Source organism: Streptomyces sp. NPDC026500, assembly GCF_055567635.1.
Genome location: NZ_JBVHQB010000004.1, coordinates 208,686 through 224,380 on the forward strand (window position 1 = coordinate 208,686; position 15,695 = coordinate 224,380).

Annotated in this window: 13 protein-coding genes and 5 tRNA genes; 7 read left to right on the top strand and 11 right to left on the bottom strand. The window is 73.1% G+C overall.

Annotation, left to right across the window (positions count from 1 at the left end):
• Positions 1-447, bottom strand: a complete 447-nt coding sequence (locus ACZ4N5_RS09185; protein WP_467756472.1) for a hypothetical protein — start codon at positions 445-447, stop codon at positions 1-3.
• 174 nt (positions 448-621) lie between these two features.
• Here ACZ4N5_RS09185 and ACZ4N5_RS09190 point away from each other — a divergent pair, with 174 nt between their 5' ends.
• The gene (locus ACZ4N5_RS09190; protein WP_467756473.1) at positions 622-1,152 is read left to right on the top strand and encodes a DsbA family protein; all 531 of its coding nucleotides are present in this window, start codon (positions 622-624) and stop codon (positions 1,150-1,152) included.
• Between the two features lie 103 nt (positions 1,153-1,255).
• On the opposite strand, the gene ACZ4N5_RS09195 is transcribed toward ACZ4N5_RS09190, so the two are convergent.
• The 3 genes from ACZ4N5_RS09195 to ACZ4N5_RS09205 form a co-directional block, all read right to left on the bottom strand.
• Positions 1,256-2,080, bottom strand: a complete 825-nt coding sequence (locus ACZ4N5_RS09195) for a GNAT family N-acetyltransferase (RefSeq protein WP_467756474.1) — start codon at positions 2,078-2,080, stop codon at positions 1,256-1,258.
• A gap of 79 nt (positions 2,081-2,159) precedes the next feature.
• A complete protein-coding gene (locus ACZ4N5_RS09200) occupies positions 2,160-2,981 on the bottom strand; it encodes an aminotransferase class IV (RefSeq protein WP_467756475.1) in 822 nt (273 codons plus the stop codon).
• A gap of 89 nt (positions 2,982-3,070) precedes the next feature.
• The gene (locus tag ACZ4N5_RS09205) at positions 3,071-4,117 is read right to left on the bottom strand and encodes a chorismate-binding protein (protein ID WP_467756476.1); all 1,047 of its coding nucleotides are present in this window, start codon (positions 4,115-4,117) and stop codon (positions 3,071-3,073) included.
• Between the two features lie 156 nt (positions 4,118-4,273).
• On the opposite strand from ACZ4N5_RS09205, the gene ACZ4N5_RS09210 reads away from it, so the two are divergent.
• The 5 genes from ACZ4N5_RS09210 (at position 4,274) to ACZ4N5_RS09230 (ending at position 4,751) form a co-directional block, all read left to right on the top strand.
• Positions 4,274-4,346 (top strand) — tRNA-Gly (locus ACZ4N5_RS09210).
• Between the two features lie 37 nt (positions 4,347-4,383).
• Positions 4,384-4,457: transfer RNA gene (locus tag ACZ4N5_RS09215), tRNA-Cys, on the top strand.
• Between the two features lies 1 nt (position 4,458).
• A tRNA-Val gene (locus ACZ4N5_RS09220) sits at positions 4,459-4,530 on the top strand.
• Between the two features lie 34 nt (positions 4,531-4,564).
• A tRNA-Val gene (locus ACZ4N5_RS09225) sits at positions 4,565-4,636 on the top strand.
• Between the two features lie 40 nt (positions 4,637-4,676).
• A tRNA-Val gene (locus tag ACZ4N5_RS09230) sits at positions 4,677-4,751 on the top strand.
• 139 nt (positions 4,752-4,890) lie between these two features.
• On the opposite strand, the gene ACZ4N5_RS09235 is transcribed toward ACZ4N5_RS09230, so the two are convergent.
• The 4 genes from ACZ4N5_RS09235 to ACZ4N5_RS09250 all read right to left on the bottom strand — a co-directional run bounded on the left by ACZ4N5_RS09235 (position 4,891) and on the right by ACZ4N5_RS09250 (position 7,554).
• On the bottom strand, positions 4,891-5,205 hold the full coding sequence (locus tag ACZ4N5_RS09235; RefSeq protein WP_467756477.1) for a TFIIB-type zinc ribbon-containing protein: 315 nt from the start codon (positions 5,203-5,205) through the stop codon (positions 4,891-4,893).
• Between the two features lie 74 nt (positions 5,206-5,279).
• Positions 5,280-6,239, bottom strand: coding sequence for a phosphotransferase family protein (locus ACZ4N5_RS09240; protein ID WP_467756478.1), 960 nt, complete (start codon positions 6,237-6,239; stop codon positions 5,280-5,282).
• Positions 6,240-6,872: 633 nt separating this feature from the next.
• Positions 6,873-7,079, bottom strand: a complete 207-nt coding sequence (locus tag ACZ4N5_RS09245; RefSeq protein ID WP_355839639.1) for a hypothetical protein — start codon at positions 7,077-7,079, stop codon at positions 6,873-6,875.
• A 241-nt stretch (positions 7,080-7,320) separates the two neighbouring features.
• A complete protein-coding gene (locus tag ACZ4N5_RS09250; protein WP_103547844.1) occupies positions 7,321-7,554 on the bottom strand; it encodes a hypothetical protein in 234 nt (77 codons plus the stop codon).
• A 196-nt stretch (positions 7,555-7,750) separates the two neighbouring features.
• Between ACZ4N5_RS09250 and ACZ4N5_RS09255 the strand changes: the two genes are divergently transcribed.
• Complete coding sequence (locus tag ACZ4N5_RS09255; protein ID WP_467756479.1) at positions 7,751-9,049, top strand: serine/threonine-protein kinase; 1,299 nt, start codon at positions 7,751-7,753, stop codon at positions 9,047-9,049.
• Positions 9,050-9,384: 335 nt separating this feature from the next.
• On the opposite strand, the gene ACZ4N5_RS09260 is transcribed toward ACZ4N5_RS09255, so the two are convergent.
• The 3 genes from ACZ4N5_RS09260 to cobT form a co-directional block, all read right to left on the bottom strand.
• Entirely contained in the window at positions 9,385-10,203 is an 819-nt protein-coding gene (locus ACZ4N5_RS09260; protein ID WP_467756480.1) for a TrmH family RNA methyltransferase, read from the bottom strand.
• 64 nt (positions 10,204-10,267) lie between these two features.
• A complete protein-coding gene (cobA, locus tag ACZ4N5_RS09265; RefSeq protein WP_467756481.1) occupies positions 10,268-11,500 on the bottom strand; it encodes a uroporphyrinogen-III C-methyltransferase in 1,233 nt (410 codons plus the stop codon).
• A 166-nt stretch (positions 11,501-11,666) separates the two neighbouring features.
• On the bottom strand, positions 11,667-15,353 hold the full coding sequence (gene cobT / locus ACZ4N5_RS09270) for a nicotinate-nucleotide--dimethylbenzimidazole phosphoribosyltransferase (protein ID WP_467756482.1): 3,687 nt from the start codon (positions 15,351-15,353) through the stop codon (positions 11,667-11,669).
• Between the last annotated feature and the right edge of the window lie 342 nt (positions 15,354-15,695).

The window sequence follows — 15,695 nt, forward strand, 5'->3', positions numbered from 1 at the left end:
TCATATGCCGTGCTTCTTCAGGATCGCCTCGATGTCGCTGAAGTCGTCACCGGAGCCCTTCGCCCGCGGTGTCGCGGCCGGCCGGGCGGCGAGGCCGCTGCTCTGGCCCAGCGACGGGGCCGAAGCGGCGGGGGCCACCGCCTCGCGCTCGGCGGCGGCCTTCGCGGCCTTGCGTTCCTTCCGTGTCCCGCCGCTGCGACGCTCGACGGCGCGGGTGATCATGAACAGCGCCCAGGCGCCGCCGAGCACCACGAATCCGGCCCACGCGGTCGGGCTGAACGCGGTGTCGGCCAGCCAGCCGACCACTCCGGTCATGACCAGGCCGATCGGAACCAGCGAGTAGGCGGCTATGCGAGCGGCCTTCAGGAAACGCTTGCGGTAGGCCGTCACCGCGGCGATGCCCAGGCCGGCGACGGAAACGGCGGAGCAGACGGTCTCTGCGATCATTCCGGTCCTCCAGGCAGGGCTCGGTGGGACGGGGTCTCGTTCGTCCCTTCCATCCTGCACCGCAACATGCCCGGTATGCCATGGTCCGGGCAGACCTCAGGGACATCTCGGGGTCGCCGTCCTCCCCAGGTCCCGGTTGAGTCACCCCCTCACCGGACTGGGAGACTGGATCCCATGAACGACTCCTCCGGCTCCTCCACCGCACGCCCGGCCCCCGTCGTCCTGGACGTCTGGTGCGAGCTCCAGTGCACCGACTGCCGTGGCGCCCTCGCCGATCTGCGCGCACTGCGCGCCCGCTACGGCGACCGTCTGGAGCTGCGGCTGCGGCACTTCCCCCTGGAGAAGCACAAGCACGCCTTCGCCGCGGCGCAGGCCGCCGAGGAGGCCGCCGAGCAGGGCAGCGCATGGCCGTACATCGAGGCCGTGCTCGGTCGCGTCGAGGAACTGGACCGCAAGGGCGAAGCCTTCCTGGTCGAGGTCGCACGGGAACTCGGCCTGGACGCCGAGGAGTTCGACACGGCCCTGATCGACGGCCGGCACATCCTGATCGTCGACGCCGACCAGGCCGAGGGCAAGGCGATCGGCGTCACCGGCACCCCGACGTACGTCATCGGCGGGGAACGCCTGGACGGCGGCAAGAGCCAGGAGGGACTGCGCGAGCGGATCGAGGAGATCGCCGACCGGCTGCTCGCCGAGCAGGCCTGAACCGGCGCCGAGCCGCGTAACCGGCCTACCGCAAGGCTTCGTTGACGAGTCCGGCCCGGGGTTCCCCGAGCACCTCAGGGCTCATTGACGAGCCCGGGCCCGCCTAGAGCAACGTCTTGTACAGGCAGTACTCCGTCGTCTCGTAGCCGAGTGACTCGTAGAGCCGCTCGGCCGGGGTGTTCCCCGCGAAGACGTTGAGAGCGACGCGGTTCAGTCCGGCGGCCATCGCCTGCGCCTCGGCGAGCCGCATCAGCGTCCGGCCGTGTCCGCGCCCGCGCTGTTCGGCGCGGACCCCGACGTCGTAGACGAAGGCGCCACCGCCCCTGTGCCCCAGCCAGAGATCGCCCACGGGGACGCCCTCGTGCTCCAGGACGCTCAGCCACATGTTCGCGGTGGCCGGGCCCTGCGGCAACGCACCGCCGAAGTCTCGGCTCGCCTTGGCGTGCGCATCCGCCTCCGGCACACCGCGCCGGATCCAGTCCTCGGCGTACTGCCGCCTGCCCGTCCGGTCCCAGATCTCGTACTCGTCCCGGGTCATGGTCCGGTCGGCGCTGCCCGGGGGCAGTACGGGCGCGGGGCCGTCGAGCGCCTTCTCCATGACGCGGTTGCGAAGGACGTAACCGAGCGCCCTGGTGAGCGCCAGGGCCGCGGCGGCGGGGCCGGGAACGGTCACCTCGATCTGTCGGCAGCCCCAGCCCCGCGCCACTTCCTCGGCCGCCAGCGCGGCCACGGTGCCGCGACCGCGGCCACGGTCCGGCTCCTCGATGCGGAGCTCGTGGATCCTGGCGACGGACGGTCCCGAGCCGGGGTCCGTCGCGAGGTGTACCTGGCCCACGGGACGGCTGTTCACGCACACTTGATAGCGGCGTGAACGCGTCCCGTCGGCGGCGCGCTGAAGCGGCTCGGTCGGCCGCAGGGTCGTGGTCATCAGGGACGTTGTACCCGTTGATCCGCGCGAGGTCAGCCGAATTACCGCTCGATCAGGGGCCGATGGCCTCCGGAGACCGTCAGGGATCGAGGTCGTCCCCGGCCCGCTCGTCGAAGACGCGCATCGCCTTCGCGGTCACCGGGCCCGGTGCGCCCGGCAGTTCACGGGCGTCGACCCGGTGCACGGCCTGCACATCGCGCAATGTGGAGGTCAGGAAGATCTCGTCGGCGCGCTCCAGGGCGTCCAGCGGCAGGTCGGTCTCCTTGGCGCCGGTCCAGTCGACTGTGAGGGCACGGGTGATGCCGGCGAGGCAGCCGGAGGCGACCGGCGGGGTGTGGATCTCGCCGTCGAGGACGACGAAGACGTTCGACCCGGTGCCCTCGCAGAGTTGGCCCACCGTGTTGGCGAACAGCGCCTCGGAGGCGCCGTGTTCACGCGCGCGGGCCAGGGCGACCACGTTCTCGGCGTACGAGGTGGTCTTGAGGCCGGTCAGGGCGCCGCGCTCGTTGCGGGTCCAGGGGACGGTGACGACGGCCGTGGAGTCGGGGCGCGGGGCCGAGGTGCCGAGCGCGACGACGAGGGTCGGACCGTGCTCTCCGCGGTCGGAGCCGAGCGGGCCGTGACCGCCGGTGTACGTGATGCGGAGCCGGCCGAGCGGCATCGGGTTGGCGTCGAGGACGGCGGCGCAGGCGCGGCGCACCTCGTCGGCGTCCGGGTCGGGAAGACCGAGGCCGCGCGCCGAGCGGGCCAGCCGGTCGAGGTGGCGGGTCAGCGCGAAGGGCCGGCCGTCGACCGCCTTCACGGTCTCGAAAATGCCGTCACCCACGGTCAGCCCGTGGTCGAAGACGGAGACGCGGGCGGCCTCGATGTCCTGCAGCCCGCCGTCGAGCCAAAGCTTCACTGGTCTCTACCTCGCATGCGTGAAAGTGCCGGACACGTCGTCCGGCGTGGCGTTCCGGCCCGGCTCCCGGCGTTGTCCCCGGAACCGGGTCAGTCCGTGGGAGTCCCGTCACCCGCGTCGTACGCTCCCGACGCTACCGCGAGCAGCCGGGACGCCTTGAGCTCGGTCTCCCGCCACTCCCCCTCGGGGTCGGACCCCCAGGTGATGCCCGCCCCGGTGCCGAAGCGCAGGACGCCGTCGGCGCGGTCGATCCAGAACGTACGGATGCCCACGGCCAGCTCGCCGGTGCGGCGGTCGGCGTCGACCCAGCCGACGCCTCCGCAGTAGGGGCCGCGCGGCGCGGTCTCCAGGGCGTCGATGATCCGCAGCGCGCTGGATTTCGGGGCACCGGTGACGGACCCGGGCGGGAACGCGGCGGAGAGGAGTCCGGGCCAGCCGACGTCCTCGCGCAGTTCGCCGCTGACGGTGGAGACGAGGTGCACGAGCCCCGGGTGCTTCTCGACGACGCACAGGTCGGGCACGGTCACGGTGCCGGTGGCGCAGACCTGGCCGATGTCGTTGCGGACGAGGTCCACGATCATCACGTTCTCGGCGTAGTCCTTGTCCAGGAGGTCCGCCTCGGTGCGTCCGGTGCCCTTGATCGGGCCGGACTCGACGGAGCGGCCCGCCCGGCGGAGGAAGAGTTCCGGGGAGGCGGTGGCTATCTCGACGCCGTGGCCGGTCAGCCGAATCGTTCCCGCATACGGTGCCGGATTGCCGCGCGCCAGCAGAGCGGTCAGTGCGTCGACGTCGGCGTCGGGCGGGACGGGCGCGGAGAGCACGCGGCAGAGGTTCGCCTGGTAGACCTCGCCGGCCGCGATGTGCTCCCGGATACGTCGTACACCGGCCGTGTACGCGGCGCGGTCGAGGGACGACTTCCAGTCACCGGCCGCCGGCCCGTGCCACCGTCCCGGCACCGGCGCGGGCACCGGCTCCTCTCGTACGTCCCGGAAGCGGGCGCAGGTCAGACGCCCCTCGAAGTCGGCCGAGACGGCCCAGAAGCCGGTCGAGTCCAGGGCCGCTGGATCGCTGGTGACATCGAGGAGACCGGTCGCGACGAGGCCACCGAAGCGGGCGAGAGGAGGGAGGTCGAGCACGCAGACGAGTCTAGGGCGGGTGTCCGGCGGATGCCCTGACCATGTCCTCGGGCGGACAGACCGCAGCACGCTGCACAAACGCGTTTTTGTGCTGGCCCGGGAATCCGCTAGAGTTCAACTCGTCGCCGGGACGCGCAAGCGCAACGGAAACGACAAGCGGACGTAGCTCAGTTGGTAGAGCGCAACCTTGCCAAGGTTGAGGTCGCCAGTTCGAACCTGGTCGTCCGCTCGCAGGAAGTGGGGGATCTTCCCGAACCCGCACTCCTGGTGGAGTGGCCGAGAGGCGAGGCAACGGCCTGCAAAGCCGTCTACACGGGTTCAAATCCCGTCTCCACCTCCAAGGACGATTAGCTCAGCGGGAGAGCGCTTCCCTGACACGGAAGAGGTCACTGGTTCAATCCCAGTATCGTCCACTGGTCCGCAAGGACTCGATCCGCGAGGATCCCCGCGCGATTAGCTCAGCGGGAGAGCGCTTCCCTGACACGGAAGAGGTCACTGGTTCAATCCCAGTATCGCGCACGCAGTAACAGCAGCAAGCGTGGCTCCGGCCGCGTGACCCGCGCGATTAGCTCAGCGGGAGAGCGCTTCCCTGACACGGAAGAGGTCACTGGTTCAATCCCAGTATCGCGCACCAGCAAAGCCCCCGGCCCGTCTCGTACGGTCGGGGGCTTCGTCGTGCGCCGGCCGCGATGGGCCGTGACCGCTGTCCGGAACACGACTGCCGGAACACGACGAAGGGGCCCCTCCGCTCGGGAGGAGGCCCCTTCGGTCGTTCAGGACGAGAAGAGCATGTGGCCGAAGCTCTTGTGCCGGTGGTGACTGCCGTGACCGCCGTAGTGGCCACCGCCGTGACCGCCGCCGTGACCGCCGTGCTGCGGGGCACCCCAGGCGGGCGCCGGGGCCGACGGGTACGCCTGCGGGGCGCCGGGGGGCGGCGGCGCGGGCTGGGACCACTGCGACTCCACGCGGGTCAGTGCCTCCAGCTCGCCGTAGTCGAGAAATATCCCGCGGCAGCCGCTGCACTGCTCGATCTGGACGCCATTGCGGTTGTACGTGTGCATCGGCGCATGGCATTTCGGACACTGCATGCTCGGCTCAACTCCTCGCCGGTCGGTACTGCTTCCGCCAGGACAGACACTGCCCTGCTTCGGTCGGTTGCACCCTACGTCGCGAAACCTTGGGCCAACTCGGGCGGGACCGCACTCATTCGGTCACAGGCGTCGATCACGGCCTGCTGCACCTCGTCCAACGGCCGGTCCGCGGCGGCGGACTTGGCGACGGCCAGGGCCGCGGTCTGCACGGTGAGGGCGCGGGCCGCGACGTCCAGGGCGGGCCAGGGATCGCCGTCGGCGGGAACGGCCGGGCCGCCCGCGTCCCGGTAGGCGGTCAGGAAGCGGAGCCACTCGTCGGGCGGCAGCAGCCCGCAGGCGTACCAGGCCGCCGGACGCGCCAGGTCCCAGGCCGGGTCGCCGACGCCCAGGTCGTCGACGTCGATGAGGAGCCAGGGCCCGTCCGGCGCGGGGTGGCGTACGAGCTGGCCGAGATGCAGGTCACCGTGGCACAGGGTCATGGTGTCCGGCATCGGGGCCTCGGCCCGCGCCCAGCCGGGCAGGGCCGCCCAGGCCCTCAGGACGGGGGCGGCGGCCGGGTGCGGGCCGGCCGCGCGCAACCGGGCCATCGCGCGGGCGGCCTTGACGGGCCCGCGCATGGGCGGCAGCCCGTCCGGGGCGGGAGCCCGGTGCAGGCGGGCCAGCAGGGTCGCGGCGGCCTCCCAGGGGGCCGCGTCGGGGCTGTCGGGGTCGACGGGACGGCCGTACGGCCAAAGGGTCACCCGGCGGCCGAGGAGGTCGGCGGGGGTGGGGTTCAGCGGAGGCAGGAGGATGCCGGGGAGGCCCGCGGCCGCGGAGAGGCGGAGGGCGAGCGCGGTGGGGTCCGTGTCCGGGGCGTGGGCCTTGGCGACGAAGTCGCCGTGCCGGACCACGGTGCCGTCGTCGCGGTCCGCGAGGAGCGCGTCCTCGGCACCACAGGTGCAGGCACCGCGCGGGCCGGGCACAGCCGTCGCCGGGTGAGCCGCGTGGCGCACCGCGGCGGCGAGTGCGGGCAGCAGGCTGTCTGCGGTCACGGGTCCCCCTGGGGCTGTACGACACCTGCCGGTGAGGGTACGCATCCGAAGGCGCCCCCCGGCACGGCGGCACCCCCCACACCCGCGCACGCGGGCACCCGGACCCGGGCACGCCGCACTCCCGCACCCGGACACCCGGCACCCCCATGCCCGAACACGCGAGCACCCCCGCACCCGGTCACCCGGCACCCCCACACCAGGACACTCGGCACTCCCGCACCCGGACACCCGGCCCCCCGGACCCCGGCATCCCGGCGCATCCCTGGACCCCGGCACCGCCGCACCGCGATACCCGGCACAGCGGACGCGATGTGCGCGAGGGGCGTCGCACGGCGCCCCTCGCCGCGACGGGCGGCCCTGGCGCCCGGTGCCCAGCGCGCGGCACGGCACCCGGCACCCGGCGGCGCGGCACTGCACACGGCACACGGCTCGGCACGCGGCACGCGGCACGCGGCACGCGGCACGCGGCACGCGGCACGCGGCACGCGGCACGCGGCACGCGGCACAAAAAGATGCCCGCGCAGCTCCCCAGCTGCGCGGGCATCTTTGTGCCGTCCGCCGCACCCCCGTCCCCACGGGGTTTCATGGCCGGATGTCCCCGCCCGGACCGCTCTTCCGGGCCTGGGGCGCCGCTCAGCGCCCCAGCATCACGCCCACGGACGACGCCTGTGTGACCACTGCGTCCCAGCCGCCGAAGACGACTACGAGCAGGGCCGCCAGGGGAAGGACCATCGCTGTCGCCACCAAGGGGTGGCGCTGGCCCTGGCGTGTGCCGAACGCGGCGATGTACGCCTTGCGTCCCTGCGTGCGGAGCTCTGTCCGCGGTGCCGTCTGGGCCATGGTCCCTCTCCTGACCGAGCTTCTGTTGTGCCTGGCAGCGGCGGGTGTCTGACCTCGGGGGACGAGTGCTGCACCCGCCGCTTGACCTCAAATCTAGGCGCGTGGCGACGTGGAGTCGTCATGCCCTCGTACCGATTGCCGGGCCTCCCGGAGGATGAGCTATGACCTGCGGAGTACTACCGTGGGTGGATACGCGGACCCAGGTCTCAGGGTCTTCCCGGAGGGGGCGTCCGATGTGCCCCTACTGTTCCGAGCCGTCCTCCCGGGGAACCGGCTGCTCGACGAGTGCCAGCACCCGAGTCGCCATGAAGCGGGCGGTCCGTACCACTGTTCCGTTTCGAGTGACTTCGCTCACTTCCACGACACCTCGGCGCACCGCCGTCTCCACCCGACGGCCCGCCCTGCTCGCCACCACCTCGTACGTCCGCGTCGTGTCCCCTGCGTCCACGACTATCTCCACGCGGTCACCCTTCACGGGCTCAATCCCCCTTCTGCGATGGATGGTTGGGATCACAGGCAGCCCAAAGAGGCCCTGTTCGCACGCTCTCTGACCACCTCTCAAGTTTCCCACCCGGCACTGACAATCGATCGGGACGAGAGGGCGCGGCCTCTGCGCGCACCCGGCCGCGGAAACGTAAGCTGTGGCTCGTCAAACGGACCGGGCAGCGGGGATGGACATGGCGATGATGCGCCTGAGGCGCGAGGACCCGCGTGTCGTCGGCTCGTTCAGGCTTCACCGACGGCTCGGCGCGGGCGGTATGGGTGTTGTCTACCTGGGCTCCGACCGGCGCGGCCAGCGGGTCGCCCTGAAGGTGATCCGGCCGGATCTGGCGGAGGATCAGGAGTTCCGCTCGCGGTTCGCACGCGAGGTCTCGGCGGCACGGCGGATCAGGGGCGGCTGCACGGCCCGGCTCGTCGCCGCCGACCTGGAGGCGGACCGGCCCTGGTTCGCCACGCAGTACGTGCCCGGCCCCTCCCTGCACGACAAGGTCGCCGAGGAGGGGCCGCTGTCGGCAGCGGACGTGGCCGCCGTCGGTGCCGCCCTCTCCGAGGGTCTTGTCGCGGTGCACGAGGCCGGGGTGGTCCACCGCGACCTCAAGCCGTCCAACATCCTGCTGTCCCCGAAGGGGCCGCGGATCATCGACTTCGGCATCGCGTGGGCGACCGGGGCGAGCACGCTCACGCACGTCGGCACGGCGGTCGGGTCCCCCGGCTTCCTGGCGCCGGAGCAGGTGCGCGGTGCCGCCGTCACCCCGGCCACGGACGTGTTCGCGCTCGGGGCCACGCTCGCGTACGCGGCGACCCAGGACTCGCCCTTCGGACAGGGCAGTTCCGAAGTGATGCTCTACCGGGTGGTGCACGAGGAGCCGCATCTGCACGGGGTTCCGGACGCGCTCGCACCGCTCGTCCGGGCCTGCCTGGCGAAGGACCCCGAAGAACGGCCCAGCACCCTCCAACTGTCGTTGCGGCTCAAGGAGATCGCGGCCCGCGAGGCCCAGGGCATGGCGGACGCCCGGCCGCCCGCGCCGCGCACGGATCCGGACCGGCCGACGGGGCGCCTGGCCGAGCAGTACGCCGAGCAGCGCACCCAGCGGCGCCCGGGGACCACTCCCCCGCCGCGCGCCGGCGGGACGAACGGCGGATCGCGGTCGGGATCCCGACCGGCGCCCGTCCGCAACACCGGCCGCACCGGGAACAGGCCCGCGCCCCGCAGCGGTACCGGACGGCCCGGTCCGCGCACCACCGGAACCGGCAGGCGGCCCGCCAATCCCAGACTGCTGCGCCAGCGGCTCTTCGTGTTCGTGGTGGTGACGCTGCTGGTCGCGCTCGGTATCGCGGCGGCCCAGGGGTGCCAGGGGCCGTCCCGCGGACTCGATGACGGGGACCCGCGGGGGCACGTACAGCAGGAGCAGTCGTCGTACGAGGCACTGCCCGCCGGCGGCACGACGGCCGAACGGTACCGCGGCTAGGGTCTGTCCGCCCCGTCGCGCCGGATCTGACCGCGGCGTCCGGTGGCGTGCGTCACAAGGCGGAGGGTCGCCCTCGTACTGGGCGTACTCGGACGTGGCCGACAACGCAACGCGACAACGCGGCGAGGTGCGGTGCCAGGCGCCACGGGCCCGGCGGGACGGGTCAGACAGGCGCTTGGACGCGGGCGGCCGCCAGTTCCCCACCCGACCGTCAAGTCCGCTCGGCAGTCGTTGTCCGCGCGGCCGTCGTCGTCCGTGCGGCCGTCAGTTGTCGGCGCGGCGCACAGTCGTCGCGTCACCGCGCGGCCGCCCGGTCTCCGCGCCGGGCTCGGCCGTCAGCTCTCGGGGCGGCCCGTCGCCACCGCGTAGAAGGCGACCGCGGCCGCCGCGCCGACGTTCAGGGAGTCGACTCCGTGGGCCATCGGGATGCGGACCCATTCGTCGGCCGCCATCAGGGCCCGGGTGGACAGACCGTCGCCCTCCGCGCCGAGCATCAGCGCGACCCGGTCCATCCGGTGCGGGGCGGCCTCGTCGAGGGACCTGGCCTTCTCGTCCGGGGTGAGGGCGAGCAGGTTGAACCCGGCGTCGCGCACCGATTCCAGGCCCTTGGGCCAGGTGTCGAGACGGGCGTACGGGACCGAGAAGACCGCGCCCATCGAGACCTTCACCGAGCGGCGGTACAGGGGGTCGGCGCAGTCCGGGGAGAGCAGCACGGCGTCCATGCCGAGGGCGGCGGCGGAGCGGAAGATGGCGCCGATGTTGGTGTGGTCGTTGACCGACTCCATGACGACGACCCGGCGCGCCGACCGGAGCAGCTCGTCCGCCGTCGGCAGCGGCTTGCGCTGCATCGAGGCGAGCGCGCCCCGGTGCACGTGATAGCCGGTGACCTGCTCGGCGAGCTCCGGGCTGACCGCGTAGACGGGTGCCGGGAGCTCGTCGATGACGTCGCGCATGACGTCGACCCACTTGGCGGACAGCAGCATCGAGCGCATCTCGTACCCGGCGTCCTTGGCCCGTCTGATGACCTTCTCGCCCTCGGCGATGAACAGGCCCTCGACGGGTTCGCGCTTGCGGCGCAGTTCCACGTCGGTCAGGCCCGTGTAGTCACGCAGACGCGGGTCGTCGGGGTTCTCGACGGTGATGAGATCGGCCACAGGGTGATACTGCCTTGTCCTGGGTGTGGTGCCAACGGCTGGGAACGGGTTGGGTTACCCGGGGTTACTCGGGAAGTCCGGAGCCGACGTTCACGACCTCGCCGATGACGATGACCGCGGGCGGTCGCACGTCCTCGGCGCGAACGGTCTCGGCGACGGTGGCCAGGGTGGCGTCGACCCGGCGCTGTGCCGCGGTCGTGCCCTCCTGGACGAGTGCGACGGGGGTGTCGGTCGGCCTGCCGTGCGCCATGAGCGTGTCGGCGATCCTGCCGATCTTGTCGACACCCATGAGGACGACGAGGGTGCCGCGCAGCTGGGCGAGGGCCGGCCAGTCGACGAGCGAGCGCTCGTCGTCGGGGGCGACATGACCGCTGACCACGGTGAACTCGTGGGCGACTCCCCGGTGGGTGACCGGGATGCCCGCCGCGCCCGGCACCGAGATCGAGCTGGAGATGCCCGGGACGATCGTGCAGGCGATGCCCGCCTCGGCGAGTGCCTGGGCCTCCTCCATGCCCCGGCCGAAGACGAACGGGTCGCCGCCCTTCAGCCGGACGACGGACTTGCCCTGCCTCGCGTGCTCGATGAGGGCGTTGTTGATGGCCTCCTGGGCCATGAACCGTCCGTACGGGATCTTCGCCGCGTCGATCACCTCGACGTGCGGCGGGAGTTCGGCGAGCAGGTCGCGGGGACCGAGGCGGTCGGCGATGACCACGTCGGCCTCGGCGAGCAGCCGGCGGCCGCGGACCGTGATCAGGTCGGGGTCGCCGGGGCCTCCGCCGACCAGGGCGACGCCGGGGGTACGGGTGCGGTGGTGCTGCGCGACGAGCGTGCCGTCGCGCAGCCCCTCGACCACGGCGTCGCGGATGGCGGCGGTGTGGCGGGGGTCGCGGCCCTTGGCGTTCGTGGTGAGGACGGCGACGGTCACGCCCTCGCTGTGGCCGGTGGCCGGGGTCCACGCGGTCGCCGCGTCGGCGTCGTCCGAGCGGACGCACCAGACGCGGTTGCGCTCCGCCTCGGCCGAGGCGTCGGCGTTGGCCCGGGAGTCGCTCGTGGCGATCAGCGCGTACCAGGCGTCGGCGAGGTCGCCGTCCGCGTACGGGCGCCGCGTCCAGGTGATCTCGCCCGCGTCCGCCATCGCCTCGACGGACGGTGTCGCCTGCGGTGACACGAGGTGGATGTCCGCGCCCGCCGCGATGAGCGCGGGAAGCCGGCGCTGGGCCACCTGGCCACCGCCGAGGACGACGACGCGACGGCCGGCGAGACGGAGGCCTACGGGGTAGGCGGGGTGTTCGGCCATGGAGGTGCGGCTCCTCGTACGGGCAGGCGGTGCGGTGGGGGCGCGCTGCGGCTCTGGAGCGGCCTTGACGTGGGGTTCTTCGGTAGGGGCCCGGACAGGGGTCCAGACTACGGCGGGGCGGGGTGGGCAGCTCGGAACGCCTGCCCACCCCGCCTCGGCCGTCGCACTACTTCTCGGTCACCCCGGCCGAGTCGAACGTCGCGACCTCGTGCATCGCCCGAGCCGCGCTCTGGACGATGGGGAGGGCCAGGAGGGCGCCGGTGCCCTCGCCCAGACGCAGGTCGAGGTCGATCAGGGGGCGCAGGCCGAGCTTGTTCAGGGCGGCCACGTGACCGGGCTCCGCGCTGCGGTGGCCCGCGATGCAGGCGGCCAGGACCTCGGGGGCGATGGCGCGGGCCACGAGGGCGGCGGCGCCCGCGCTGACGCCGTCCAGGATCACCGGCGTGCGCAGGGACGCGCCGCCGAGGAGGAGGCCGACCATGGCGGCGTGTTCGAGGCCGCCGATCGCCGCCAGGACGCCGATCGGGTCGGCCGGGTCCGGCTGGTGGAAGTCGATGGCCCGGCGGACGACCTCGGTCTTGCGGGCCAGGGTCTCGTCGTTGATGCCGGTACCGCGGCCCGTCACCTCGGCGGGGTCGGCGCCGGTGAAGACCGAGATCAGGGCCGCCGACGCGGTCGTGTTGGCGATGCCCATCTCACCGGTCAGCAGCGCCTTGTTGCCCGCGGCCACCAGGTCGCGGGCCGTCTCGATGCCCACCTCCAGTGCCGCGACGGCCTCTTCGCGGGTCATGGCGGGACCCGTCGTCATGTCGGCGGTGCCCGCGCGGACCTTGCGCGGCAGCAGGCCCGGCGTGGCCGGCAGGTCGGAGGCGACACCCACGTCGACGACACAGACCTCGGCGCCCACCTGGTTGGCGAACGCGTTGCAGACCGCGCCGCCGCCCAGGAAGTTGGCGACCATCTGCCCGGTGACCTCCTGCGGCCAGGGCGTGACGCCCTGCGCGTGGACACCGTGGTCGCCCGCGAAGATCGCGACGGCGGCCGGCTCCGGGATCGGCGGCGGGCACATCCGGGACAGACCCGACAGCTGCGCGGAGATGATCTCCAGCATGCCGAGGGCGCCCGCGGGCTTGGTCATCCGCTTCTGGCGCTCCCACGCCTCGCCCAGCGCCTTGGCGTCCAGGGGGCGGATATTGGAGACCGTCTCGGCGAGCAGGTCGTGCGGCTCCTCGCCGGGCAGCGCGCGACGGCCGTACGTCTCCTCGTGCACGACCCACGACAGGGGGCGGCGCTTGGACCAGCCGGCCTGCATCAGCTCGGGCTCGTCGGGGAACTCGTCGACGTAGCCGACGCAGAGGTAGGCGACCACTTCGAGGTGGTCGGGCAGGCCCAGCGCGCGGACCATCTCCCGCTCGTCGAAGAAGCTGACCCAGCCGACGCCGAGGCCCTCGGCGCGGGCCGCGAGCCACAGGTTCTCGACCGCGAGGGCGGAGGAGTACGGAGCCATCTGCGGCTGGGTGTGGCGGCCCAGGGTGTGCCGGCCGCCCCGGGTCGGGTCGGCGGTGACGACGATGTTGACCGGCGTGTCGAGGATGGCCTCGATCTTCAGTTCCTTGAACTGCTTGGCGCGGCCCTTGGGAAGCGACTTGGCGTAGGCCTCGCGCTGGCGCTGGGCGAGTTCGTGCATGCTGCGCCGGGTGTCGGCGGAGCGGATGACGACGAAGTCCCAGGGCTGGGAGTGGCCGACGGACGGCGCGGTGTGCGCGGCCTCCAGGACGCGCAGCAGCACGTCGTGCGGGATCGGGTCGCTGCGGAAGCCGTTGCGGATGTCACGGCGCTCGCGCATCACGCGCAGGACGGCCTCGCGTTCGGCGTCGTCGTAGCCGGGGGCTGCCGGACCGGTGGACTCTCGTACGTCTTCCACCACGGCCGTGCTCTCTTCTTCCTGGTCGGCGACCTGGGTGTGCAGGTCCTCCGCTTGCTGTGCGGCTACGGGTTCCGGCTCCGCGGCGAGCGGATCCGGTACGGGGGCGGGCTCGGGCATGGCCTCGGGCGCGGCCTCCGCTTCCCGGGGGGCGGGCACGGGCGTCTGGGCGACAGGCTCCGACGTCGCCCCGGAGATCTCCTCGATCGGGGCGGGTGCCATGACGGCCGCGGTCGGCGCGGGCTCCTGGGCCGGCGGCTGCTCCTCGACGGGCAGCGGCGGCACGGTCATGGCGTGCGGCGGGGTCGGGGCCAGGTGCGGGGTCGTCGGCACCGTGCCGTCGACAGGCACGAACTGGCCGAGGCTCCGGTCGGCCTGCGGCACCAGGGGCTCGCCGGGGAATCCCGGGGCGCCCACCTCGTCCGGGGCACTCGCGTAGTGCTGGTCGCCGTGGGAGTGGCCCGCGGCGGGGTGGGAGGCGTCCGCGTGCGTGGACACGCCCACCGGTACGCCGTGCCGGCCCTCGGTGGTGCCGGGCCCGGCGAAGGCGCCGCCGTTGTGGGAGAAGGCGGCGTCCTCGGAGTGGGCGGCGCCGTTCTCGGCGAACGCGGGCCGGTCGTTGAACTGCTGTGCCTGGAACTCTTCGAGGCCGTCGTCCTGCCCGCCCTGCGAGAGTTCCGCCGAGCGCGCGGAGAGCGCCGACAGCGCGGACTCCGGGGCCTCGAAAGCGTGCGGGGCCGCGGCACCGACGGACTGCTCGGTTCCCGGCAGGGATGCCTCGTCCGCGAACCGGACAGCCGGTTCCGGCATGTGGATGGCGGGGTCGGCGAACCCGGCCTCCTGGGCTCCGAGCTCGGCCGGGTCGGCTCCGTACATGTCCTGGCCGACGGGCTGCGGCGGGACCTGCGCGGCGGCGAGGTCCTCGGCGGGGGCGGGGTGCTGCGCGGGCACGACGTGCCCGGCGTCCTCGGGGATCTGCACCGGTGCGGCCTCGTACGCGGACGTCTCCGCCGCGCCGACGGGCTGTCCGGCGGCGTCGGTGATGTCCGGCGTGCCGAGGGTGTGCGGAGTGTCCGGGAAGTGCGGGGCGTCTGGAGCCTGCGGTGCGGGCGAACCGTCCGTCGCGGGCACGGCGTCGGGAGCCTGTCCGTCCGCCTGGTCCTGGAGGTCGAACGACAGCTCGTCGAGCTGCGGCATCGACGCCTGGGCGGCATCGGGCGCCGGTGCCGGGTCGGGCACGAAGGCCGCCGCCACGAACCCGGGCGCCTGCTCGGCCTCCGCGGCCTGCGGCACCTCGGGAAGCGGTCCGGCCTCCACGCCCACCGCGGTTGCGGGCAGCTGTCCCGCCTCCGGGACGACCGTTTCTGCAGCCAGGGCCTCGCCCTCCACCGGCGGAGTCCCCCACGCCACCGCACCCTGCGGCAGAGCCTCGCCGGGCTGGGGCACGTCCAGGTACTCGGGACCGGCGGTCGGCGGGCCTGCGGGGCGCAGCGGAGTGACCGGGCTGGGCATCGAGCCGGTGCGGGAGCCCGCGGGTCCGCGGTCGGCGAGAGAGCGCACCGGACTGGAGGACCCGTCCGGCGTGGGCGGACCGAGGTGCAGCGGACGGCGCGGCGGCACGGGCTGCGGGGCGGGCGCCGGGCTCGGCCCGCGGACGGCGGCGAGGTCGATCGCGGCGCTGTCCCGACCGTCGGTCTCGTGCGGGCCGGGTTCGTCGGTGAAGGGCATCGGGGCCGGCGGCGGCACCTCGTTGCCCCAGGCGCCCTGGGCACCGGGCGCGCCCGGCATCAGGAGGAGGTCGTCGTCCTCGACGGCGGTCTCGGAGGGGTCGAGGAAGGTGTACCCGCCCGGCGTGGTGACGCCCGGCTGCTCCACCATGCCTGCGTTCTCCGGCAATCCCTCGCCCGGGACCTGGCCGGTGTCGGTCATGCGTACCCCTCGCCCATCGGTTAGTGCTTCCAAGTCCAGCTCGCCCGGAACGGCGCACCGACCGCCCCACAGTGAAGAACGAGCGTGCGTGCCCAGCGGCACGAACGACCGGCCAACAAAGACGACAAAGCCATTAACTGGCATTGTCCCGGTCATCCCGCCCTCGCGACAGCGTGATCCGCGAGCGCCCGCTGTGGACTGCGCCACGTTGCGCGTCCTCCGGTTCTGCCGTACCACACACGCCTCAAAACGGGCGGGTTTTCCGGACATTGGCCTACGAAAGGCCGACCCCCAGGGAGCGGTACAACGATCGGCCAGCCTACCGCGCGCAGTAGGACAACA

Coding starts and splice junctions, on each gene's coding strand:
- ACZ4N5_RS09255 (WP_467756479.1), top strand. CDS start 7,751: ATGGACATGGCGATGATGCGCCTGAGGCGCGAGGACCCGCGTGTCGTC.
- ACZ4N5_RS09185 (WP_467756472.1), bottom strand. CDS start 447: ATGATCGCAGAGACCGTCTGCTCCGCCGTTTCCGTCGCCGGCCTGGGC.
- cobA (WP_467756481.1), bottom strand. CDS start 11,500: ATGGCCGAACACCCCGCCTACCCCGTAGGCCTCCGTCTCGCCGGCCGT.
- ACZ4N5_RS09245 (WP_355839639.1), bottom strand. CDS start 7,079: ATGGCCCAGACGGCACCGCGGACAGAGCTCCGCACGCAGGGACGCAAG.
- ACZ4N5_RS09195 (WP_467756474.1), bottom strand. CDS start 2,080: ATGACCACGACCCTGCGGCCGACCGAGCCGCTTCAGCGCGCCGCCGAC.
- ACZ4N5_RS09235 (WP_467756477.1), bottom strand. CDS start 5,205: ATGCAGTGTCCGAAATGCCATGCGCCGATGCACACGTACAACCGCAAT.
- ACZ4N5_RS09190 (WP_467756473.1), top strand. CDS start 622: ATGAACGACTCCTCCGGCTCCTCCACCGCACGCCCGGCCCCCGTCGTC.
- cobT (WP_467756482.1), bottom strand. CDS start 15,353: ATGACCGACACCGGCCAGGTCCCGGGCGAGGGATTGCCGGAGAACGCA.